13 protein-coding genes are annotated in these 21,329 nt (G+C 72.5%); 3 read left to right on the top strand and 10 right to left on the bottom strand.

What is annotated here, in order from left to right:
* Positions 1 to 12 precede the first annotated feature (12 nt).
* The 8 genes from TU30_RS09620 to TU30_RS09585 form a co-directional block, all read right to left on the bottom strand.
* Complete coding sequence (locus TU30_RS09620; RefSeq protein WP_042167260.1) at positions 13 to 1,359, bottom strand: hypothetical protein; 1,347 nt, start codon at positions 1,357 to 1,359, stop codon at positions 13 to 15.
* A 12-nt stretch (positions 1,360 to 1,371) separates the two neighbouring features.
* The gene (locus TU30_RS09615) at positions 1,372 to 1,767 is read right to left on the bottom strand and encodes a hypothetical protein (RefSeq protein ID WP_030114792.1); all 396 of its coding nucleotides are present in this window, start codon (positions 1,765 to 1,767) and stop codon (positions 1,372 to 1,374) included.
* A 44-nt stretch (positions 1,768 to 1,811) separates the two neighbouring features.
* Positions 1,812 to 3,020 (bottom strand): acyl-CoA dehydrogenase family protein, encoded by a 1,209-nt coding sequence (locus TU30_RS09610; RefSeq protein WP_042167258.1) that lies wholly within the window; start codon positions 3,018 to 3,020, stop codon positions 1,812 to 1,814.
* Positions 3,021 to 3,033: 13 nt separating this feature from the next.
* Positions 3,034 to 3,528: a flavin reductase family protein gene (locus TU30_RS09605; RefSeq protein WP_078878201.1), complete on the bottom strand. Its 495-nt coding sequence runs from the start codon at positions 3,526 to 3,528 to the stop codon at positions 3,034 to 3,036.
* A gap of 378 nt (positions 3,529 to 3,906) precedes the next feature.
* The gene (locus TU30_RS09600) at positions 3,907 to 4,830 is read right to left on the bottom strand and encodes an SDR family oxidoreductase (protein WP_042167253.1); all 924 of its coding nucleotides are present in this window, start codon (positions 4,828 to 4,830) and stop codon (positions 3,907 to 3,909) included.
* The gene (locus TU30_RS09595) at positions 4,827 to 6,023 is read right to left on the bottom strand and encodes an FAD-dependent monooxygenase (RefSeq protein ID WP_030114788.1); all 1,197 of its coding nucleotides are present in this window, start codon (positions 6,021 to 6,023) and stop codon (positions 4,827 to 4,829) included. The genes TU30_RS09600 and TU30_RS09595 overlap by 4 nt, the downstream gene beginning before the upstream one ends.
* 1 nt (position 6,024) lies before the next feature.
* Entirely contained in the window at positions 6,025 to 13,278 is a 7,254-nt protein-coding gene (locus TU30_RS09590) for a non-ribosomal peptide synthetase (RefSeq protein ID WP_234307823.1), read from the bottom strand.
* A gap of 264 nt (positions 13,279 to 13,542) precedes the next feature.
* Positions 13,543 to 16,377, bottom strand: a complete 2,835-nt coding sequence (locus TU30_RS09585; RefSeq protein WP_042167246.1) for a BTAD domain-containing putative transcriptional regulator — start codon at positions 16,375 to 16,377, stop codon at positions 13,543 to 13,545.
* A gap of 100 nt (positions 16,378 to 16,477) precedes the next feature.
* On the opposite strand from TU30_RS09585, the gene TU30_RS09580 reads away from it, so the two are divergent.
* Complete coding sequence (locus TU30_RS09580; protein WP_042167243.1) at positions 16,478 to 18,031, top strand: MFS transporter; 1,554 nt, start codon at positions 16,478 to 16,480, stop codon at positions 18,029 to 18,031.
* 71 nt (positions 18,032 to 18,102) lie between these two features.
* Here TU30_RS09580 and TU30_RS09575 read toward each other — a convergent pair whose 3' ends face one another.
* Positions 18,103 to 18,966 carry a LysR family transcriptional regulator gene (locus tag TU30_RS09575; RefSeq protein ID WP_030339860.1) on the bottom strand — a complete coding sequence of 288 codons (864 nt, stop codon included), beginning with the start codon at positions 18,964 to 18,966 and terminating at the stop codon, positions 18,103 to 18,105.
* 987 nt (positions 18,967 to 19,953) lie between these two features.
* The gene (locus TU30_RS38260) at positions 19,954 to 20,139 is read right to left on the bottom strand and encodes a hypothetical protein (RefSeq protein WP_042167238.1); all 186 of its coding nucleotides are present in this window, start codon (positions 20,137 to 20,139) and stop codon (positions 19,954 to 19,956) included.
* Positions 20,140 to 20,400: 261 nt separating this feature from the next.
* Here TU30_RS38260 and TU30_RS09565 point away from each other — a divergent pair, with 261 nt between their 5' ends.
* Positions 20,401 to 20,706 carry an IS1182 family transposase gene (locus tag TU30_RS09565; protein ID WP_042167234.1) on the top strand — a complete coding sequence of 102 codons (306 nt, stop codon included), beginning with the start codon at positions 20,401 to 20,403 and terminating at the stop codon, positions 20,704 to 20,706.
* A 150-nt stretch (positions 20,707 to 20,856) separates the two neighbouring features.
* Positions 20,857 to 21,329, top strand: a 473-nt coding sequence (locus TU30_RS09560; protein ID WP_042167233.1) for a transposase family protein, incomplete at its 3' end; no start/stop codon positions are given.

The following is a 21,329-nucleotide window of genomic DNA, read 5'->3' as shown; positions in this document are numbered from 1 at the left end:
GTCGTGGCGGTCTCAGCCGGCCGTGCGGACGAGGGCGAGGACGAGCTCCACACAGTGGTCGGCGAGCCGCTCCGCGCGGTCGTCCCGGACGATGCCCTGGGCGTAGGTGAAGTTCCAGGCGAGCTGGTGGTGGGTGGAGTTGACGGTGGCGACGAACGCGCCCACCACCGAGAGCGAGGCGATGAACTGGGCTCCGGAGGCCCGCAGCGGCCCCACGGTGTCCGGGAACGGGGTCCGGCCGATGTTGGAGAGGCAGAAGTTGATCGGGCCCCTCTCGTCCAGGTGCCGTACGAACGGCAGGCTCTCGGCCAGGTTCTGCGGCCCGGCCGCCCCGATGCCGTTGATCATGGAGAACTGCTCGCCCCGCGCCTTGCGCGCCTTGAGGTCGGCGCTGATCAGGCGGGCCGTCTCCCACAGCGGGAGGCCCGTCCGGTGCTCGACGAGGGTGGGGAGCGTCGCGACGTAGCTGCCCACGTCGTCGCCGGCCACCGCCGGTTCGAGGCCGGCCCGGAAGTCGACCGGGGAGCCGATCGAGTACCAGGCGCCCTCGTCGGCCCCGGCGTCCACGGCGAGCGCCCGCACCATCGCGGCGGCGAGCACGCCGTGGACGGTGGCCCCGTGGGCTCGGCAGGATGCGGCGAGCCGTTCCAGCGCGGGCCCGTCGAGCGACCGGTGGAGGAAGCGGGTGCGGCGCTCCTCGAAGGGCACGGGCCGGTCCGCGTCCACCCGGCGGGGACGCAGGCGCTCCAGGTCGCCCTCGTCCCGGTCCGCCTTCTCCTTCGCCCGTACCCGGCCCTCGGCGCCGCGGTGTTCGGCCGGGAACAGGTCCTCGGCCGGGGGCAGCACCGTACGCGGTTCCACAGGGGCGCCGACGGCCAGTTGGGCCCACTGCCGCAGCAGCGTGATGAGTGTGGTCCCGTCCGCGACGACGTGCAGCAGGCTGAGGATGAGGTCGTGCACCTCGCCGTCCGGTCCACTGCCGCTGAGTACGACGGCCGTGGCGAGCGGGCCGGTCCGCGGGTCGATGCGGCCGTTGACGAGTTCCTCGTCAACGACCCGCCGCCAGCCGCTCTCGACGTCCTCCGGCGAGTCGAGGGTGCGGTGGTCGAGCGGGACGGGGCGGTCGTCCGCGCCGACGAAGCGCGGGTGCCGCCCCGTCAGGTCGGCTTCGATCGCCACCCGCAGCAGCGGGTGGCGCGCCTGGAGTCCGTCCAGGGCGGTGCGCAGTGCGGCGCGGGAGACGGGCCCGTGCAGGCGGACCCGTCCGACGACGTTCAGCGGTGAGATCTGGTCGGCTATCCAGTACCAGCGCTCCAGCGGGCTCAGTTCCCGCCGGACCGTCGGGGAGGTCGTGGACACGGGCGTTCCCGCTCAGTCGACCGGCGACGCGGAGAGTGGCCGGAACATGCCCGCGCTCGCCCGGGTCTCCGGGGTGGTCTGCCAGGGCGGGTTGGTGCCGAAGGCGATCAGGACCTCCTCGCCGTCGGCCCGGAAGGCGACGGGCTCGCCCTGCTCCACCCAGACCATCTCGTGCGGGCCGGCGCTCACGGACCCGCCCTCGAAGTCCACGGCGAACCGGCCGGTCAGGACGACGATGAACTCGTCGTAGCTGGGCACCCATTCCATGACGTCCCCGGGGTGCAGGCAGGCGAAGCCCGCGCCCATCGACTTCGGGACGCCGTCGTCGGCGAGGTCGCCGATGTAGATGCGGGTGTCGGCGAACTGCTGCCAGTTCGCCTCTTTCGTTCCGTACGTGCGTGCGGCCATGTCCGGCTCCTTCACGAGGTGTTCGGCTCGACGGGCTGTCCGCGTCAGACCAGCGGAGAGATCTGCTCCTCCACGCCCAGCAGGGCCTTGCCGTACAGCTCCTTGATCATCGAGGGCTGCAGGATGGCGTGCCGGGCGCTCACGGCCGAGTCCCGCCAGATCCGCTGGAGCGGGTTGGCCTCGGCGAACGCGCCCGCGCCGTGCGCGGTCAGCAGGATGTCGATCGCCTCGGTGACGTGGCCGATCGCTCCGCTGAGGTCGGCCCGCGCCCGGATGCGGCCGGGCGTGTCCAGGGCCTCGCCGCGCTGCGCCGCCGCGTCGATGTCGGCAGCGGCGCGCTGGACGTGGAGATGGGCGGTGTCGATCTTCTGCGCCGCCTCGGCGACGCGCAGTTGGAAGGCCGTGGAGTCGCGCTGCTTCTCGAAGTAGGTGAAGGTGATGGCCTTCTCGGCCGATTTCTCCCCGACGAACCGCAGGGCCGCACGGGCCAGGCCGAGCTGAGGGGCCACCAGGGGCGCGGCGGTGAGGAACTGGACGAAGGCGGAGCGGGGGTGGGGCCCGCCGGACCGCTGCACCGGGTAGTCGCCGGCCATCGCCTTCGGCACCGACACCACCCGGTGGTCCGGTACGAAGACGTCCTGGGCCACCACGCAGTTGCTGCCGGTGGCGCGCATCCCGGCGACGAACCAGGTGTCCTCCACCGTGTAGTCGGCGGCGGGGATGAGGGCGATGCCCTGGTCCACGATCTGCCCGGAGGAGTCCGGGACCGGGAAGCCGATCAAGGACCAGTCGGCGTGCCAGGAGCCGGAGGCGTAGTGCCAGCGGCCGGAGACGCGGTAGCCGCCGTCGACCCGCTCGGCGGTGGCGCTGGGGGTCAGCACGCCGGACAGCCGGGTGTCGGGGCCGGCCCCGAAGAGCTCGTCCTGGGCCTGCTCGGGGAAGAGGCTGGTGACCCACGTCAGCGAGTTGCCGACCGCGACCACCCAGGAGGCGCTGCCGTCCCCCTCGGCGAGGGTCGCGGACACGTCGACCAGCGTACGCAGGGACGCCTCGTGGCCGCCGTACCGCTTCGGCACGGCCAGCCGGAACATGCCGCTCTCGGTGAGAGTCTTGACGGATTCGTCGGTCAGTCTGCGTTCGCGTTCCCCCTGCTCGGCATTGCGGGCGAGAAGCGGTACGAGTTCGCGCGCGGTGCGCAGCAGCTCGGACGGTTCCGAGGAAGGGGGTGTGTTCTCGTTCCGGTTTTCGGTCATGGAATCCTCCGTCTCAGTGGGCGAATGCGGTAATGCGGTCGGCGAGGGAACGGGTATGCGTCGGCGCCGCCGCGGAATGCGTGCCGAACGTGCGGCGTCCGTAGACGAGCGGGGCGGCGCCCCGGGTGCCGGAGATCCGGGCCACCCGGCCGAGCAGCAGCACGTGGTCGCCGCCGGGGACCTGGCGGTCCAGCTCGCACACGAGCCACCCCGGGGCCTCCCGCAGGCGCGGGAGGCCGTCGTCCGGGTGCCAGGCGGCCCGCTCGAAGCGGTCACCGGCGGAGGAGGCGAAAGCCCTGGCTGCGTCGGCCTGTTCGGCTCCGAGCAGGTTCACGCCGAACCGCTGGGAACGCAGGATCTTCGGCAGCAGCCGGGAGCGTCGCTCCAGTGCCAGCGCCACCATGGGCGGTCGCAGCGACAGGGAGGTGAGCGAGCCGACGGTCGTGCCGTGCGGCAGGCCGTCCTCCGTCGCGGTGACCACCGCCACCGGGGTGCAGACGTCGGCCATGAAATCCTTGAAATCCCGCTCCGTAACCATTTCTTCTCCCCAGCGCGCTCATGGGCCGGTCGTTTTCACGGGGCCGCCGGAACAGCCTCGTCGGCCGTGCGAGGAATTCGTCAGGACTTTCTTTCCGTGACGGGGACGCTGCGTACGCTAGTCAGGGGTGCGGGGCGCGTACAGGCATGTCCCCCGGTACTACGCGAATACGCAGTCGCCGCGGCTGAGGGCGCTCCCGCACTTCCCGGTGGATCAGCGCACGGCGTCGGACGCGGTGCATAGCACGGCGGAGATGCGCCCGCATACTGGCTGTGCTCGGGCGTTCCGACAACGCGGCGAGGTGCCGTAGCTGTCGTCCAGCGCCCGCCGGGAAGTGCGGGACGGCCCTTACGGCCGTGCGTCCGTGCCGGCGGGCGCGCCGACCTGGGCGGTGATCGCCCGGAAGGTGCGGTCCAGCAGCGAGTCGGGGAGCAGCCGGGCCGTCCGGGCCATCCGGCGGGCGTCCGCCCCGGCCCAGTAGCGGGCCCGGGGGCGCGCGTCGGTCAGGGCGCGCAGAACCGTGCGGGCGAAGTCCTCGGGGGTGGTCCTGCTCGCCATCGCCTGCTGGGCGTTGCCCTCCAGGAACCCCTGGAGGGCGGACCGGTAGAGATCGGCGACGGCGGGAGGGGCGTCCGCGAGGGCCCGTTCGCCCGCCTGCGACACCTTGGTCCAGATCGGCGTGAGGATGGCGCCCGGCGCCACCACCGAGACCCGTACGCCGGTGGGCGCCAGTTCGCGCCGCAGGGCGTCGCTGAGCGCCTCCTTGGCGAACTGGGCCGCGGAGTAGGCCCCGAGGAACGGGACCGCGGCGCTGCCGAGGCCCGAGGTGACGTTGACGATCCGGCCGTGCGACCGGCGCAGCAGCGGCAGATGGGCCCGGATCATCGAGAGGTGCCCGACCACGTTGACGTCGAGCTGTCGGCGGAACTGCTCGCCGTCGATGCACTCCAGTGGGCCCGGCAGGCAGATCCCGGCGTTGTTCACCAGGCCCCGCAGCCCGCCGTAGCGGTGGGCGACGAGTTCGGCCGAGGCCCGTACCGACGCGTCGTCGGTGATGTCGACGACGGCGTAGCGGAGCCGCTCGTGGTGCGACTCGGCGAGCAGCTTCTCCCCGTCCTCCTCCCGGCGGACCCCCGCGAGCACGTGGAAGCCCCGGTGTTCCAGCTCCAGGGCGCACTCGCGGCCCAGCCCCGATGAGGCGCCCGTGACGAGGACCGCGCCGTGCGGCGGTACGCTCCCGGCGCGCGGTCCGCGCGGCCTGCCGCGGCTCATCGGCCGGCCTCCTCACCGGTGCGGGCGGGAAGGCCGGCGCCCGGGAAGGTGAGCGCCGGTTCCAGCTTGCCCACCAGCTTCCGGTGGGGCATCCACCGGAAGTAGCCGTCCCGGACCCGGCGGCGCACCGGGCCTTCCGACTGCTCGAACTCGCTGATGGCGCGGGTGGCCTCCACCATGGTCCGGGTGCGTTCGTACCGGGCCGCCTCGTAGCCGCGCAGTCCCCCGGGCACGTCCGGTGCGTGCCGCAGGTGCTGGGCCAGGACCGCGGCGTCCTCCATCGCCATGGCCGAGCCCTGGCCGAGGCTGGTGAGCATGGGGTGGGCGGCGTCCCCGAGCAGGGTCACCGGCCCGGTGCCCCAGGGCTGGAGGAAGGCCCGGTCGCGGGTGTTCAGCGTCAGCAGGTTCTCGGGCGGGGTCACCCGGATCGCCTCCCGGACCTCGTCCGGCCAGCCGGAGTAGGCGTCGAGGACCCCCGCCCTGCCGCCGTCCCAGGTGCTGGACTCCTCGTACGGCATGTTCTTCGTGCCCCACCAGTAGAGCCGGCCCTTGCCGATGTCGACCAGGCCGAACCGCATGCCGTCGCCCCACAGGTGGACCACGGATCCGGGGGCGAACCGGGGGTGGCTGTACTCGGTGATGCCGAGCCACGCGATGTAGCCGCTGTCGTGCACGGGCTCGTCCGGTCCGGTCAGCTGCCGCCGTACGACGGAGTTGAACCCGTCGGCGCCCACCAGGACGTCGGCCTCCGCCACCCGGCCGTCGGTGAAGTGGACCCGGGCGCGGTCGCCCTCCACCTCGAACCGGTCGGCGGCCGCGTTCAACCGGATCGGGACGTCCGCGGCCCGGTCCAGGAGGGCGGCGAGCAGGTCGGAGCGGCTGATGCAGACGCACGGGACGCCGATGCGGCGGGTGATCTCGGGGAACGGGAACTCCCGTATCAGCCTGCCCTTCCAGTCCTTGACGTGGTAGGTCTCCATCACCCGCCCGCGCTTCTCCAGGCCGAGGTCGATGTCGAGGGTGGCGAGCGCGGCCGTGGCGTTGCTCATCACGGAGAGGCCGAATCCGGCCGCCCGGATCTCCGGCGCCCGCTCGAACACCTCCACCTCGAAGCCGACGCTCCGCAGCGCGATGGCGGTGGTCAGTCCGCCGATCCCCGCGCCGACGACGATGGCTGTCCGTGTACCGCCCATGTCAGTTCTCCCCGCTCTCGTCGGTTCGGAGTCCCATTGCCCTGAGCACCGGGCCGACGACGCCGGCCACGAGCGGTTCCTCCATGATCGTGAGGTGGTCGCCCTCGGTGTCGATCACCGTGAGGTGGCCGGAGGTGCGCTCCCGCCATCCGTTGGTCTCGTCCGCGTGCATGCTGTCGATGGCGGTGTGCATGTCCAGCAGCACGCCCGGCAGCGGATCGCGGGCCCGGAGGAGGACGACGTCGTGGTCCACGACCCCGGGCCGGTAGTCGAAGGCGGAGCGCCAGTTCGCCTCGTACACCCGGAACAGCCTCCGCACCACGGCGTCGCCGCTGCCCGCGGGCAGGACGCCCTCGTCGATGGCCAGCCGGGTCATGAACGCGAACTTCTCGTCCAGCGTGTCCAGACCGGGCGGCAGGAGGTCGCCGGCGGTGGCGCTGCCGTGCTGGAGCCAGAGCAGCTCCCAGAAGAACCAGCCGAGCAGGGCCTCGTCGTCGGTCCAGGGCCGCCGCCCCGGGTTGAGCGCCGTCGTGTCCAGCAGGACCACGGACGCCACGCTCTCCCCTGCGGCGTGCAGTTGGCGGGCCATCTCGAAGGCGACGAACCCGCCGAAGGACCATCCGCCGAGGTGGTACGGGCCGGCCGGCTGGACCCGGCGCATCGCCGCGATGTAGTCGGACGCGAGCTGTTCCAGACCGCGCACCGGCTCCGTGCCGACGTCGGCCCCGGCCGCCTGGAAGGCGTAGAAGGGCTGGTCCGGCGGCAGGTGCTTGGCGAACGGTACGTAGCAGAGCACGTTGCCGCCCATGGGGTGCGCGAAGAACAGCGGTGGCCGCGTCCCCTCGGGCCGGATCGCCACCAGCGGGTCGAAGCCGGCGCTCGTGCCGCCCGCCGAGCGGAGGCGCTCGGCCAGTTCGGCCACGGTCGGCGCGACGATGAAGTCCGACAGCGGGATCGCGGTGCCGAACCGCTCCTCCATGAGGACGACCAGGCGCATCGCCGTGATGGACGTGGCGCCGAGGTCGAACAGGTTGTCGTGCACCCCCAGGTCCGGCAGGTGCAGCAGGTCGGCCAGCATGTGGACCAGCGTGCGCTCGTGGTCGTCCCGGGGGGCCACCTGCCCGGCCGCTCCGGTGCGGACCGGCCGCACCTGCCGGAGCGCGGCCTCGTCGCGTTTGCCGTTCGGGGTAAGCGGGATGGCGGGCAGCCACACGAAGTGCACGGGCACCATGTAGTCCGGCAGCTTGGCGCGCAGGTGGCGCCGCAGCCCGTCCAGGTCCGCGCGTTCCTCGTCGCCGACCAGGAAGGCGACCAGGGAGGTGTCGCCCGCTTCGTCGCGCCGGGCGATCACGGCGATGTCGGTGATCGCGTCGGGGCCGCCCGCCGCCGCGTCCGCGGCGACCAGTTCGATCTCCCCGGGCTCGACCCGGTAGCCGCGGATCTTGACCTGCCGGTCGGCGCGGCCCAGGCAGACCAGGCCGCCGTCGGGCAGGACCATGCCGACGTCCCCGGTGCGGTAGAGGCGCCCGCCACCGTCCGGGGCGGGCAGGAACCGCTCCTCGGTGAGGTCGGGGCGGCCCGCGTACCCGTCGGCCAGACCGGCGCCGCCGACGTAGATCTCGCCCCGGCTGCCGACCGGCACCGGGCGCCTCTTCTCGTCGAGGACCAGCAGCCGTGCCCCGTGGATGGGCCGGCCCACCGGGGGCAGCGCGGGGAAGGCGGCGGGGTCGCCGGTCATCGCGTGGAAGGCGGCGGCGTGTGTCTCGGTGGGGCCGTAGTGGTTGTCGAGCACCACGTCGCCGAGAGCGGCGCAGAAGCGCCGGATCTCGTCCGTCGTCCGGAACTGCTCGCCGGACGAGCACAGGACCCGCAGGCTCCGCGGCACCAGGCCGAGCGTGGCCGACGCCTCCGCCAACTGCTGGAGGGCCACGTACGGCAGGTGCACGCGCTCGACGCGCTCGCGGTCCATCAGCCGCAGCAGACCCGGCATGTCGCGTCGCAGTTCCTCGGTGACGACGACCAGGGTGCCGCCGCCGGCCAGCGTGGCGTACAGCTCCTGGAAGGAGACGTCGAAGCTGAGCGGCGCGTACTGCGCGGTGCGGGCGCCCTCGGCCGTGCTGGCGATCCCGTTCTGCCAGGCCACCAGGTTGGACAGGGAACGGTGCGGCGCCGAGACCCCCTTCGGGCGGCCCGTCGAGCCGGAGGTGAAGAGCAGGTACACCTCGTCGTCCTCGGAGATCTCCGGCAGCTCGGCCTCGTGCCCAGTGGTGGCCAGCGCCTCGTACGCGAGGGAGGGCACGGAGGTCTCCAGGGTGTCCAGGAGAGACCGGTGCTCCGCGTCCACGACCACGCGGGCCGGCCGGCCCTGGGCGATCATGGCGCGCAGCCGGTCCACCGGATAGGCGGTGTCCAGCGGCATCGCCGAGCACCCCGCCTTCGCGGTGCCCAGGAGCGCGGCGACCGTGCCGGCCGTACGCCCCATGGCGAGGCCGACGCGGTCGCCCGGGCGCGCTCCCGACGCGAGCAGGCCGGCGGCGAAGCGCGTGGCGACCGCGTCCAGCTCCCCATACGTCCAGGTCACGTCCTCGGAGACCACGGCCTGCGCCCCGGGCGCGCGGCGTGCCCGTTCCTCGAAGGCGCGGACCACGTTCACCGGCGGCCGTCCGGTCCGCAGGGGTTCCGGGTCCGAGGCGAGGAAGCCGAAGTCCACGGCGCCGTCCGGCTCTTCGGCGAGCCTGCGCAGGATGCGTACGTACGTGTCGGTGTACAGCCGCGCCTGGGCGGGGGTGAACGACTGCCCCGAGAAGTCGGTGCGGAGCCGGATGCCCTCGTCCACCGGGTCGACCATGGCGTTGACGACCAGGGAGAAGTTCGTCTCCTCCCGGACCGCGAAGCCCCGGCTGGCGATCCCGGGGGTGCGGAAGACCTCTCCGAGCTGCCGGAAGTGGATGAAGTTGAACAGGGTGTCGACCAGCGACGTCCGGCCGAGGTCCTCCTGGATGACCGCCAGCGGCACCCGCCGGTGCGGGTGGCTCTCCCGTTCCCGCTCCAGGACGCGGTCCACGACGTCGAACCAGGTGGCCTGCTCCGCGTCCACGCGGAGGGGCAGGGTGTTGAGGAACAGCCCGCAGGTGCGCTCCGTGCCCTCGATGTCCGGCCGGCTGTGCGTCACCAGCCCGGTCGTGACGTCCCGTTCGCCGGAGAAGGCGCGCAGCATCAGGACGTGTGCGGCGAACAGGACGGACTTCACCGGGACCCGGCGGTCCCCGGTGGTGGCGCGCAGGGCGTCGACGAGGTCGGCGGGCAGCCTCAGGTCGCACTCCACCCGCTCGTCCGTCCCCGGCGCCTCGTGCGGACGGAAGCTCTCCAGCTGGAACTGTGCGGCGTCGGTCAGCAGGTTCCGCCAGTAGGCGCGGCCCGCCTTCGCCTCGGTGGCCGCACGTTCCTGGGCGACGTGCAGCGCGGCCGAGGGCGGCGCGGTGTCCGGCACCGGCCCGAGGTCCAGTCCCAGCAGGTGCCCGTAGTCCTGGAGGAGTTCGGAGACGAGGTTGGCGACGCTGCCGCCGTCGAGGATGGCGTGGTGGAAGCTGAAGACCAGCTCCACCGTGTCGGCCAGGGCGAACGCCCGGAAGTGGTACAGCGGCGCGCTGTCGAACCGGTAGTCGTACCGGCGCCGCGCGGCGATGTGCTCGTCGACGGCCGCCTCCGCCTCGGCGGACGGGGCCGCCCGCAGGTCGGCCACGCTCAGCCCGCCCTCGACGGTGGGCCGCACGATCTGGAGCGGCTCGGCGTGGCCGGCGAGCGCGAACGACGACCGCAGCACCGGATGGCGTGCGACGAGGAGGTCGAAGGCCGCCCGGAACTCCCGCTCCCGCCACGGCATGGCCAGGCTGTAGCGGAAGACGTCCTTGTACGTCGCGGAGTCCTGCTTCTCTCGGCTGTGGAACAGCAGGCCGAGCTGGAGGCGGGTGACCGGGTAGGCGTCCTCGTACGCCTCCAGGCGGGCCCGGTCCACCGGGGAGACCAGGGCGAACGGGGCGGGGATCGCGGTGTCGGCCGGGGCGGTGGGCCCGGCCTCCTCGGCGAGGGCGGCCAGCCCCGCCACGGTGGGGTTGCGTACGAAGTCGTCGGTGGTGAACCGGATGCCGGCCTTCTCGGCGAGCGCCCGGACCCGGAGCATGCTGATCGAGTCGCCGCCGGTCACGAAGTAGTCCGTGTGGACGCCGACCCGGTCGACGCCGAGCACCTGTGCCCAGATGCCCGCGAGCACCTTCTCCGCGGGGGTGCGGGGCGCGCTGTCCGCCGCCTCGCCCGCATCGGTGGACGGGGCGGGCAGGGCCCTGCGGTCCACCTTGCCGTTGGGCGTGAGGGGGAGGCTTTCGAGGCGTTCGAAGGACGACGGGATCATGTAGGCGGGCAGCACGGTCCCGAGCGCCGCTCGCAGGCCGTCCGGGTCGAGGTCCCGGTCGGCCGTGCAGTAGGCGACGAGGACCGGGCCCCGGCCGCCGCCGGGCCGGTGGTCGACGACCACGGCGTCGCGGATCGCGTCCAGCGCGACCAGCGCGTTCTGCACCTCGCCCAGCTCGACCCGGTTGCCACGGATCTTGACCTGGTCATCGTTGCGGCCGAGGTACTCCAGGTTGCCGTCGTTCAGCAGTCGGGCCAGATCCCCGGTGCGGTAGAGGCGGCCGCCGGGGACGAAGGGGTCCTCGATGAACCGCTCGGCGGTGAGCTCGGGCCGCCCGAGGTAGCCGCGGGCGACCTGGACCCCGCCGATGTGCAGTTCGCCGGGGACGCCGACCGGCTGCGGGCGGCCCTGCCGGTCGAGCACGTAGAGCGTGGTGTTCTCCACGGGCCGCCCGATGGGCACCCGGGTGACGGGGCCTTCGGACGCGGGCGGGCAGTCGAAGTACGTCACGTCGACCGCGGCTTCGGTGGGGCCGTAGAGGTTAACCAGGCGGGGCGGGTCGTCGCCGTCGAAGATCCGGTTGAACTGCGTGGCGCGCTCCGGGGGCAGGGCCTCCCCGCTGCAGAAGACGTAGCGCAGTGAGCCCGCCCCGGCCGCCCGCTCCGGATGGTCCTCCAGCAGGTCGAGGAACGGGCCGAGCATCGAGGGCACGAAGTGGATCACGCTGATCCGGTGGTCGCGCACCGTGCGCGCGATCCGCTCCGGGTCCTTCTCCGCGCCGGGCGGGAGGAGCACGACTCCGGCCCCCTGGACGGCCCACCAGAGCAGCTCCCAGACGGATACGTCGAAGGAGATGGGCGTCTTCTGCAGCAGCGTGTCGCCCGGACCGACGGGATAGCGGCGCTGCATCCACGTCAGCCGGTTCACCACCGCGTGGTGCTCGACCATCACCCCCTTGGGGCGCCCGGTGGAGCCGGAGGTGTAGATGGTGTACGCGACGTCCCGCGGGCCCGCGGTGCGTCCGAGCGGCCGGCCGTCGCCCCGGTACAGCTCGGAGATCCGGAGCACCGGGGCGCCGGTGGGCGGGGCCTCCACCTCCCGCGCGCCACGCAGGACCAGCTTCGCCCCGCAGTCCTCCAGGAGCAGCCGGACGCGGGAGGGCGGATATCCGGGATCGACGGGTACGTAGGCGGCGCCCGCTTTGAGGATGCCGAGCAGACCGGGCAGCAGTTCGGGGCCGCGCTCCGCGAGGATCGCCACCCGGTCGCCCGGTCCGGCGCCCCGCTCGCTCAGCGCCCGCGCCACCTGGTCGGCCCGCCGGTCGAGTTCGGCGAAGGTCAGCGTGGCGCCGGACGCGCCGTCGACCACCGCCGTCTGTCCGGGGGTGCGCGCCGCCTGCTCGGCGAACAGCTCGTGCAGCGTCTTCTCGCGCGGGTAGGGGGCGGGGGCGCCCTGGTGGCGGCGGACGACGTCCTCGTACTCGTCGTCGGTCAGCATGCCCAGCTCCCCGAGCGGCGTCCCGGGGAAATCCAGGCCGCCGCGCAGGAGTTCCCCGACGTGTCCAGCGAGGGCCTCGGCCGTCAGGTGACCGTCGAACACGTCGTCGGCGTAGTCGAGGTCGACGCGCAGACCCGGCTCGTCGTCGAACGCCTGCACCATGACGGAGAGCGCGTCGGCGGCGTGGACCGGAGCCATGATCGTGGTGGTCCGGTCCACCCCCGGGGTCGCCGGCGGCCTGGGGAAGCGCAGGTAGGAAGCGGTGACGTCGAACAGCCTCCGGCTGTCGGCGTCCTGTACGGGGGCCTCGCGCAGGATCTCGCCGTACGGCAGCCGCTCGTGTTCCCTGAGCCGGTCGATCTGCCGGCGGACCCGCTCGGCGAGCTCGACCAGGGGCAGCTCCTCTGCCACCGGGACGCGCACCGGCAGGTTGTTGGCGAACTGGCCCACGACAGAGCGCTCGTCCTCGGTGCGCCGGTTGAGGAAGGGCACCCCGAAGACGACCTCGTCGGCCTGGTGGACGCGCCCGAGGCACACCGCGAACGCCGCGAGCAGGTAGGGGAAGGGGGACGCGCCCGCGTCGAGGATGCGCCGCACCAGTTCCTCGCCGACGGGGAAGGAGTGCCGCGCGCGGCCCGGCCGGGCGGCGCCGGAACGCGTGAAGAGAGCAGGCTCCAGACCCGTCAGGTATTCCCGGTAGAACGCGCGGTCGTCTTCGCGTTCGGCGGCGGGGAGGAGGGAGTCGTATTCCTGTATGGAATTCCAGTAGGAGGGGGAATCGGATTGCTCCACCGAATTCGCCGACTCCGCGGGTCGCGCTTTCGCGGCCGGTGGGTTCTTTCCGGAAATCAGCGCCCGGTATTCGGTGAGAATGCGCAAGGTCAGCGTGTTCAGCGCCCAGGCGTCGGTGACGATGTGGTGCGAGGTCAGCACCAGGTGGACGGCCCCGGGTCCCTCGGTGACCACGGTGGCCCGGAACAGCGGCCCGCCCCCGAGGTCCAGCGGCCGGGTCAGCTCCCGCTCGCACCAGATCCGCACGGCCTCGGCGGGGTCCGGCTCGCCGGAGAGGTCGACGCGCCCGAAGAGCGGGGCCCCGCCGCCCGCCTGCTCGACCCGCCGCACCCGGGGGACGCCCTCGGCGTCCTCGGCGAAGCGCAGCCGGAAGGCGTCGTGCTCCCGGACCGCCCGGTCGAGGCAGGCGCCGAGCACCTCCCGGTCCACGTCCCCCACCAGCCGCTCGTGGACCAGCACGTTGAATTGGCAGGTCCCCGGTGTCCTTGCCTCAGCCGCCCAGATGTCACGCTGGTAGCCGGTTGATCCGAGGGCCCCGGATTCAACTGATATCCCCACGGAAAGCCACTCCTTCGCCTGCCATTCGTACGCTAATAAATAACGGCTCGGTTCAGGCTAGGGTGGAGGGGCCGGTGCGGCTACTGCGTAATCGAGTAGGACGCATTCGCGTAGGGCGTATTCGCGCGGCGCGTATTCACGAGGGGCGTGGGCCCGGGGGCGCGAACGGTGAGACGCCCGCTCCGGCGTACGCCTCCGGAGCGGGCCGGACCACCGGAGCGGGCCGGACCACCCGCGCGGGTCCGGCGCGGGTGGTCCGGCCCCTCACGCTCGGGTGAGCAGGCCCAACTCCTCCAGCGCGGCGGCGGCGTGGGTGGCGTGGCCCGAGGACCGGCTCTTGGCGAGGGCGCGGTGCAGGTGGGACGCGGCGGCGTCCCGGTCCCCGCGAAGCCGTGCGGCGTGCCCGAGGCCGATCTCGGCCCGGATCTCGCCCCGGTGGTAGGCGCGTTCCGCCGATACGGACAGCGCGCGCTCGTACAGCTCGGTGGCCCGTTCGACGAGGCCGTCCGCCAGCGCGGCCCCGCCGAGGAGGGTCAGCGTCTCGACGACCTCGGTCCACAGGCCGAGTTCCTCGGCCATCAGGAGGCCCTCGCGGTGCAGCCGTTCGGTCCGCACGGGGTCGCCGCGGTGCGCGGCCGCGAGCGCCAGGGACCGGTTGGCCCGGAGCTGGCCCCAGCGGTCGTCGACCTCGCGGAACAGCGCGGCTCCCAACTCCGCGGCCCCCTCGGGGGCCGGGCCGTGGCCGGCCAGCTCCACCAGTGCGGCGGCCTCGCCCCAGCGGTCCCGGACGGCGCGGGCACCCGCCAGGGCGGCCTCCACGAGCGCCCGCCCCTCGTCGAGGTGGCCCCGGCCGGTCAGTCCGGTGCCGACGAACCACTGGAGCCGGCCCCTGAGCACCGGGTCGTCGACGCCGGCGGTGGGGTCTTCGTCCACCGGGAGGGGCGCGGCGTCCCCCGGCGAGGCGCGCAGTTCGACCCCCGCCAGCCAGGCGCCCGCGGCCCGGCGCGCGCCGGGCGCGGCGTCGGCGTCGGCCGTCAGCGCGGACCGCAGCGACCTGCGGGCCTCAGGGAACCGTCCGCGCAGGAACCAGTACCAGCCCAGCGCGTTCACCAGCCGCACCGCGTAGCCGGCAGGGCCCTGCGCGACCGCGAGGTCCAGGGCGCGGCGCAGGTTGACGGTCTCCGCGTTGAGGCGGTCCAGGGCGCACCGCTGTTCCGGGCCGCGCAACCGCTCGCTCTCCCGCTCGGCCGACTCGGTGCAGTACCGCACGAAGCGAGCCCGTACGGCGTTCTCATCGCCCGCCTCCGCGAGCCGCTCGGCGCAGTAGGCAGCCACCGATTCGAGCAGGCGGAACCGGTCGCCCTCGCGGACCACGAGAGAGCGGTCCACCAGGCGGGAGAGCAGGTCGGGTACGCGCTCGGCGGGCAGCTCCCCGTCGGCGCAGACCGCCTGGGCCGAGGCCATGACGCAGCCGTCGGCGTGCACGACCAGGCGGCGCAGCACGGTGCGCTCGTCCGGCGTCAGCAGCTGCCAGCTCCAGTCGAGCATGCCCCGGAGCGTCTGCTGGCGGTCCGGGAGCCCCCGTACGCTTACGTCGGGCCGGGCGAAGCGGTCGTCCAGCCGGGCGGCGAGCTCCTGCGGGCTCAGCGTCCGCAGCCGGGACGCGACCAGTTCCAGGGCGAGCGGGATGCCGTCGAGGCGGCGGCAGACGGTGGAGACCGCCGCCGCGTTGTCCGCGTCCAGGGCGAAGCCGGGCACGGCCGCCGTCGCCCGCTGCACGAACAGCTCGACGGCGCTGGACCGGGCGACCGTCTGCGGATCGGTGAGCTCCGGCAGCGCCAGCGGCGACACCGGGTGCACCACCTCGCCGGGGATGTCGAGGGCTTCCTGACTGGTGAGCAGGAGGTGGGCCGCCGGCACGGCCGACAGCAGGGACTTGGTGAACAGGGCGACCGACTCGATCAGGTGCTCGCAGTTGTCCAGCAGGATCAGCAGCTGTTTGTCGGCGACCGCCCGGCACAGCCAGCCCACCAGGTCGTCCAGGTCGGGTTCGGTCGCGGCCGTGTCGCACAGACCGAGCGTCGTGATGACGCGTTCGGCGATGTCGTCCGGGTCCGAAGGGGCGCCCAGGCCCGCCAGCTCGACCAGCCACACCCCGTCGGTGTACCGCTCGGCGGCGTCGCCCGCCGCGGCGATCGCCAGCCGTGTCTTGCCCACCCCGCCGAGGCCGGTGAGGGTGACGAGACGGGCCGGCGCGCGGGGGTCCAGCCGGGCCAGCACCTGCGCGGCGGCCTCGCGCCGGCCGATCAGCGGGGTCAGCGGGGCGGGGAGGTTCGTACGGCACGACCGCGACCCGATCGCGGGTGTGGCGAGCTGCGGTTCCTGCCGGAGGATCGCCCGGTGCAGCGCGGCGGCCTCCGGACCGGGCGAGGCCCCCAGCTCCTCGGCCAGTTCCCGGCGCAGCTCCTCGAAGCTCTGCAGCGCGTCGCCCTGCCGCCCGGAGCGGTAGAGGGCGCGCATGTGGGCCATGCGCAGCCGCTCGCGCAACGGGTGCCGTGCCACCAGCGTCCCCAGTTCCGCCGCCAGCGCGGTGTGCTCGCCCAGCGTCAGCCGGACCTCGGCGTGGTCCTCGACGACGGCCAGGCGCAGCTCCTCCAGCCGGGCGATCTCACCGCGGGCGAAGAGGGACTCGGCCACGTCCGCGTAGGCGGGGCCGCGCCAGAGGGCGAGCGCGTCGGCGAACAGGTCCGCCTTCACCGCCGGCTCCCGGTGGGCGCGGGCCCGGACGGCGAGCTCCTGGAACCTCGTGGCGTCGACCACGTCGTCCGCGAGCAGCAGCCGGTAGCCGGCGGGCTCCCGGACCACCTGTTCCCTGCCCAGCACCCGGCGCAACTGGGAGACCTTGGTCTGCAGGGTGTTGGTGGACCCGCCCGGCGGGTTGCTCGCCCACAGGTCCTCGATCAGGCGGTCGGCCGGCACCGGCCCGCCACCGTGGACGAGCAGGTTCGCCAGAAGGGCGCGCACCTTCGCTTCGGGGACCCGTACGGGCCGCCCCTCGGCGTCCCAGACGGCCAGCGGGCCGAGCACCCCGTAACGCATGCCCGCAGTCTATCGCCGAACGACCCTCAGGAAACCGTGCGTGGGGGGCGGCACAGTGACGGTCGTATGCCGACGATCCGAGAAAAAGGCAGGGAGTGCCATGAGCACAACGACCGTAGGCAGGGCGGGAGCCCGGGAGTGGGGAGGGCTGGCCGTCCTCTCGTTGCCCACCGTGCTGTTGGGCCTCGACGTCACCGTGCTGTACCTGACCCTCCCCTCACTGGCCGAGGACCTGCGCCCGTCCGGTACCCAGGAGCTGTGGATCATGGACGCCTACGGGTTCCTGATCGCCGGGTTCCTGCTCACCATGGGGACGCTGGGTGACCGGATCGGCCGCCGTCGGCTGCTGATGATCGGGGCCGCGGCCTTCGGGATCGTCTCGGTGCTGGCCGCCTACGCCACCAGCGCCGACATGCTGATCGCCGCGCGGGCGGCGCTCGGCGTCGCCGGCGCCACGCTGATGCCGTCCACGCTGGCCCTGATCAGCAACATGTTCGCCGACCAGCGGCAGCGTTCCCTGGCGATCGGCGTGTGGGCCACGAGCTTCGCGCTCGGCATGGCACTCGGCCCGGTGGTCGGCGGGGCCATGCTGAACCACTTCTGGTGGGGTTCGGTGTTCCTCCTGGCGGTACCGGTCGCGCTCGTGCTGCTGGTGGCCGCTCCCCTGCTGATCCCGGAGTACGCGGCGCCGCAGCGCGGCCGGTTCGACCTGATCAGTGTGACGCTGTCGCTGGCGGCGATCCTGCCGGTGGTCTACGCGGTGAAGCGCTTCGCCAAGGACGGACCCGATCTGCCGATGATCGCCGCGGCCCTCGTCGGCGTGGTCTTCGCGGTGGTGTTCGTCCGCAGGCAGGGCAAGCTGGAGAGCCCGCTGCTGGACGTGCGCCTCTTCGCCGACCGTACGTTCAGCTCCGCGCTGAGCGTGCTGCTCGTCGGCCTGGTCGGGGTCGGCGGCTCGATGCTGCTGATCACGCAGCAGCTCCAGTTCGTGGAGGGGCTGCCGCCGGTCGAGGCGGGACTGTGGATGGGCCCGCCCGCTCTGCTGATGTTCCTCGCCGCCATCGGCTCGCCCCTGGTCGCGCGGCGGGTGCCGCCGGGTCTCGTGGTGGCGGCCACGCTGGCGCTGTCCACGGTCGGGTACGTCCTGCTCGCCCTGGTCGGGCCCTCGGGCGGCATCGCGCTGATGGTCGTCGGATTCGGCCTCGTCTATCTCGGGCTCGGGGCGATCGCCGCGCTGGGCACGGATCTGGTGGTCGGGGCGGCTCCGGCGGAGAAGGCGGGTTCGGCCTCGGCGATGTCGGAGACCGTGCAGGAACTGGGTCTCGCGCTCGGTGTGGCGATCCTGGGCAGCCTGGCGACCGCGGTCTACCGCAGCGAGATCGACGGCAGGATCCCGGCCGGCACTCCGTCGGACGTGGCGGACTCCGCGGGCGACAGCCTCGCCGGCGCCGTCGCCTCGGCCGAGCGGATGCCGGACGGCTGGCTCGACCTCGCCAAGGAGGCCGCCACCTCCGGCATGAACACCGCGATGATCGTGGCCGCGGCCTGCACGGTGGTTCTGTCGGTCCTGTCCGCCGTCGTCCTGCGGCACGTCGGAGCCATCGGCGACGAGCCGGAGGCCGCGCCGGCGGAGCCGGTCACGTCCCGGGTCTGACCGGCCGGTCACCGCGCTCACCAGGTCGGCGAAGGGGGCCAGTACCGGGGTCGGCCGGCTGAGCCGACTGCCTACTCGGCCCCTTCCGCCACCACGTCCCGTGCCAGCCGGATGAAGGAGTTCAGCGCCGGATGACGGTTGTTGGATGCCCAGACCAGGTAGACCGGCACCGCCGGCGCGTCCCTCAGCGGGAGGTAGCAGATCTCGGCGTGCGGATGCATCCAGGCGGTGGAGGCCGGGGTCACGCCGATGCCGACACCGGCGGCGATGTAGCTCTGCCAGTCGTCGATCGTGTCCACCTCCACCGCCACCGCGGGCTGCCCGCCCTCCTCCCACAGGTCGAGGTTGGTTGTCCCCGAGAAGGAGTTGATCACCAGGGGGTAGTCGGCCAGGTCGCGCAGCAGCACCTCGTCCAGTCCGATCAGAGGGCTGTCCGAGGGAACGGCGACGACCCGGGGCTCCATGACGAGCAGTTCCTCGCGCAGACTGCGCCGTCCGGTGTGGGTGCGCATGATCGCCACGTCCGACTGGCCGGTCGTGAGCCCGCCGGCGGGGTCGTCGACCCGCTTGAGACGTACCAGCACCTCCGGGTTCGCCTCCTTCCACTGACGCAGGATCTCGCTGGTGTACACACCGATCGCGGACCAGGCGTGCCCCACGCGCAGGGCCCGCACCCGGTGCAGGTCGGAGTGCATGGCGTCGTCGAAGGCCGTGACGGCGGCATCCGCCTTGGCGCAGAACGTCTTTCCCGCCACGGTGGGCTGCACCCCCTCCGCCGAGCGTTCCAACAGGGTCTGTTTCACGTGGCGTTCCAACTCCGCGAGTCTGCGGGAGACCGCGGACTGCGCTTCGTGCAGACGGGTCGCCGCCTTCGAGATGCTGCCTTCGTCGACCGCCGTGAGGAACGTCCTCAAGTGGTGGATTCCCACAGCCATGACGCTGCTTTCCTTTCGGGGAGGGGTACGGGGAGTGCGCGGAGACGCGCCGGTGCGCGTTCGACGAGAACGAGGGTCCAGCGGCTGGAAGGCGCCGGTGCCGTCGTCGGCCGTGTCGCCCGCCCCGGAGATCGGGGCGGGCGACACGGCGGTGAGGAGCACCGGGTCAGAAGGGCGCGCGTGTTCCCGGACATCGGAAGAAGCGTCTCCGGGCACCCGTCGTCCACCGGTCCGCCGCCGGCGCACGTGTCATCGCCGGCCCCCACGCCGCCGACATCGCACCCCACACCACGAGACCTTTACGGACATGTCGCCCTCTCTCCGCCGCAGCACCGGCTTTCACGCCATCCGCCCCGCAGGCGGCCCCGCCCGTGGCGGATGCGCTTACGGGTCGGGGAGATATCGCCGACACCGGCTCCCGGCAGGGTCCGTCCATGACTTTCGGGTCACGTCATCGCTTTCCAAGGGACGGCAAACAGGTAACACCCCGCACGGCTATGAGGTGGAAGGACGAATATCAGCACGCAGCGGACCCTGAAGCCGACGAATCAGGCACCGGCCATGCCCGCGGCGGCTTCGATCCTCAGTGTGACCGGTGGCGTTTACGGGTTCAACAGCGCCTCGGCAAAGGACCGATATGCACCTGTCACGTGTATCGCGTTCGAGTTGCGCCAAACATGGGGCCGAAACGTTTCGGCGCAGGTGAGGCACGGAGTGCCGCCGCTGGAGCGAGGACCGACCGGCCGGTACGGACCACAACGGCTGGCGGAAACAGAATGCGTCTCGTCCCGAATGGCGGAAAGCCTGCGCATCATTTTCCGGACACCGTTCACACTCCTCGACCGCCACCCCGACCGGGAGCCGACGGACAGCGCCGCGAAACCCGACGACCGGAGGGAGTTCCGACCGGTGAAGGTATAGCGGCGGCAAAGGTGCGACCCCCCATATGTGGTCCACCCATCCATCCGAGTAAGGGCCTGCCGGGAATCAACACGTCGATTTGATCTTGCTTTTGTCGAGGTCGAGGAATCTCGCGATGTCAGTCGGCGTGCGGAAGCGGGCGGTCGAAGCAGGGAGGCGAACGCCCTGGGCTTCCAGGAGTGGGCGGACGTCCTTCGCTGCGCGGCTGATGGTCATGGCGGTGGTGTCGAAGAGTCGGCCCAGAAGGTCCATGGTTGCGAGTTTTCGCAGGTGGAGGACAGTGACCAGGACTCGGTCGGCTGAGGTGAGCTTGGCTTTGGCGCCTGTGCCGACTCTGTTGCTGAATTGCCTGCAGGGGTGCGGGGCGGCCCGGCATGATCGTTGGTGCGGTCGTTCTGTATGCCCCGGCCGTAGGGGGTCGGTGCGGTGTCCATGCGGCCGGGGGGATTGCCGCCCGTTCCTGAGCAGACCGCCAGGACGGCTCGCGCCGCCTTCCCCGGTGGCAGCCTGCCCATGCGCCTGCGTGACCACCTTGCCGAGGTCTTCGACGACGCGTTGTTCACCGATGCGTTTCCCAGCCGTGGGGCTCCCGCCCAGTCCCCGGCGCTGCTTGCCCTGGTGACGGTGCTGCAGTTCACCGAGAACCTCACCGACCGGCAGGCCGCGGACGCGTCACGGGACCGTCTTTCGTGGAAGTACGCGCTGGGCACGGAGCTGTCCGATGCCGGCTTCGACTTCTCCGCGTTGTCGAAGTTCCGTGCCCGGCTGGTCGGGCACGGCCTGGAACGGACGCTCTTCGACAGGCTCGTCGAGCACTGAGGTCTTCTCGGCAACGTGACGGTTGCGGTGCGTGACCGCGTGCGGGGTGAGCCGGACCGCGTCGAGTGCCCCGCCGTCAGATATGGGTGAAGCCCCTGGTAAGAACAGGTCTGCGAAAATCAAGTTCCGTACGGCCAGAGGCTTCACACGTTGACCAGTATCACCTACACCGCCGTGCTCGATGTCGGCAGGGAGACCGCCGAGACCCTGGCCCGGCTCCTGCGCGAGCACCGCGACCGGCTCGGCACCCGCAAGAACACCCGCGCCCTGGGCGTCTTCAAGCAGGGGATCCTCGTCCTGCGGTGGTTCGTCGACGGAACCCGGCTGGCCCAACTCTCCCGGGACAGCCGGATCTCGGTGCCGACCGCCTACCGCTATCTCCACGAGGGGCTGACCGTGCTCGCCGACCACGCCCCGGACCTGGCCACCGCACTGGAGCGGGCGGCGGCCGCCGGGTACACCCACCTCAACCTGGACGGCACTGTCATCCGCACCGACCGCGTCGCCGCCCCCGGTCCCAACGGGGCAGATCTCTGGTGGTCCGGGAAGCACAAGCATCATGGCGGGAATGTGCAGGTCATCTCCGCCCCGGACGGCTGGCCGCTCTGGGTGTCCCCGGTCCG

This window comes from Streptomyces sp. NBRC 110035, assembly GCF_000829695.1.
Classification (GTDB): domain Bacteria; phylum Actinomycetota; class Actinomycetes; order Streptomycetales; family Streptomycetaceae; genus Streptomyces.
Note: the sequence above shows the minus strand (reverse complement) of the source record. Positions and strands in the feature narration are given on the sequence as shown.

What these genes read in the sequence shown, in the direction of transcription:
- TU30_RS09615 (WP_030114792.1), bottom strand. Translation starts at nt 1,767, where the DNA reads ATGGCCGCACGCACGTACGGAACGAAAGAGGCGAACTGGCAGCAGTTC.
- TU30_RS09610 (WP_042167258.1), bottom strand. Translation starts at nt 3,020, where the DNA reads ATGACCGAAAACCGGAACGAGAACACACCCCCTTCCTCGGAACCGTCC.
- TU30_RS09605 (WP_078878201.1), bottom strand. Translation starts at nt 3,528, where the DNA reads ATGGCCGACGTCTGCACCCCGGTGGCGGTGGTCACCGCGACGGAGGAC.
- TU30_RS09600 (WP_042167253.1), bottom strand. Translation starts at nt 4,830, where the DNA reads ATGAGCCGCGGCAGGCCGCGCGGACCGCGCGCCGGGAGCGTACCGCCG.
- TU30_RS09595 (WP_030114788.1), bottom strand. Translation starts at nt 6,023, where the DNA reads ATGGGCGGTACACGGACAGCCATCGTCGTCGGCGCGGGGATCGGCGGA.
- TU30_RS09585 (WP_042167246.1), bottom strand. Translation starts at nt 16,377, where the DNA reads ATGCGTTACGGGGTGCTCGGCCCGCTGGCCGTCTGGGACGCCGAGGGG.
- TU30_RS09580 (WP_042167243.1), top strand. Translation starts at nt 16,478, where the DNA reads ATGAGCACAACGACCGTAGGCAGGGCGGGAGCCCGGGAGTGGGGAGGG.
- TU30_RS09575 (WP_030339860.1), bottom strand. Translation starts at nt 18,966, where the DNA reads ATGGCTGTGGGAATCCACCACTTGAGGACGTTCCTCACGGCGGTCGAC.
- TU30_RS38260 (WP_042167238.1), bottom strand. Translation starts at nt 20,139, where the DNA reads ATGGACCTTCTGGGCCGACTCTTCGACACCACCGCCATGACCATCAGC.
- TU30_RS09565 (WP_042167234.1), top strand. Translation starts at nt 20,401, where the DNA reads ATGCGCCTGCGTGACCACCTTGCCGAGGTCTTCGACGACGCGTTGTTC.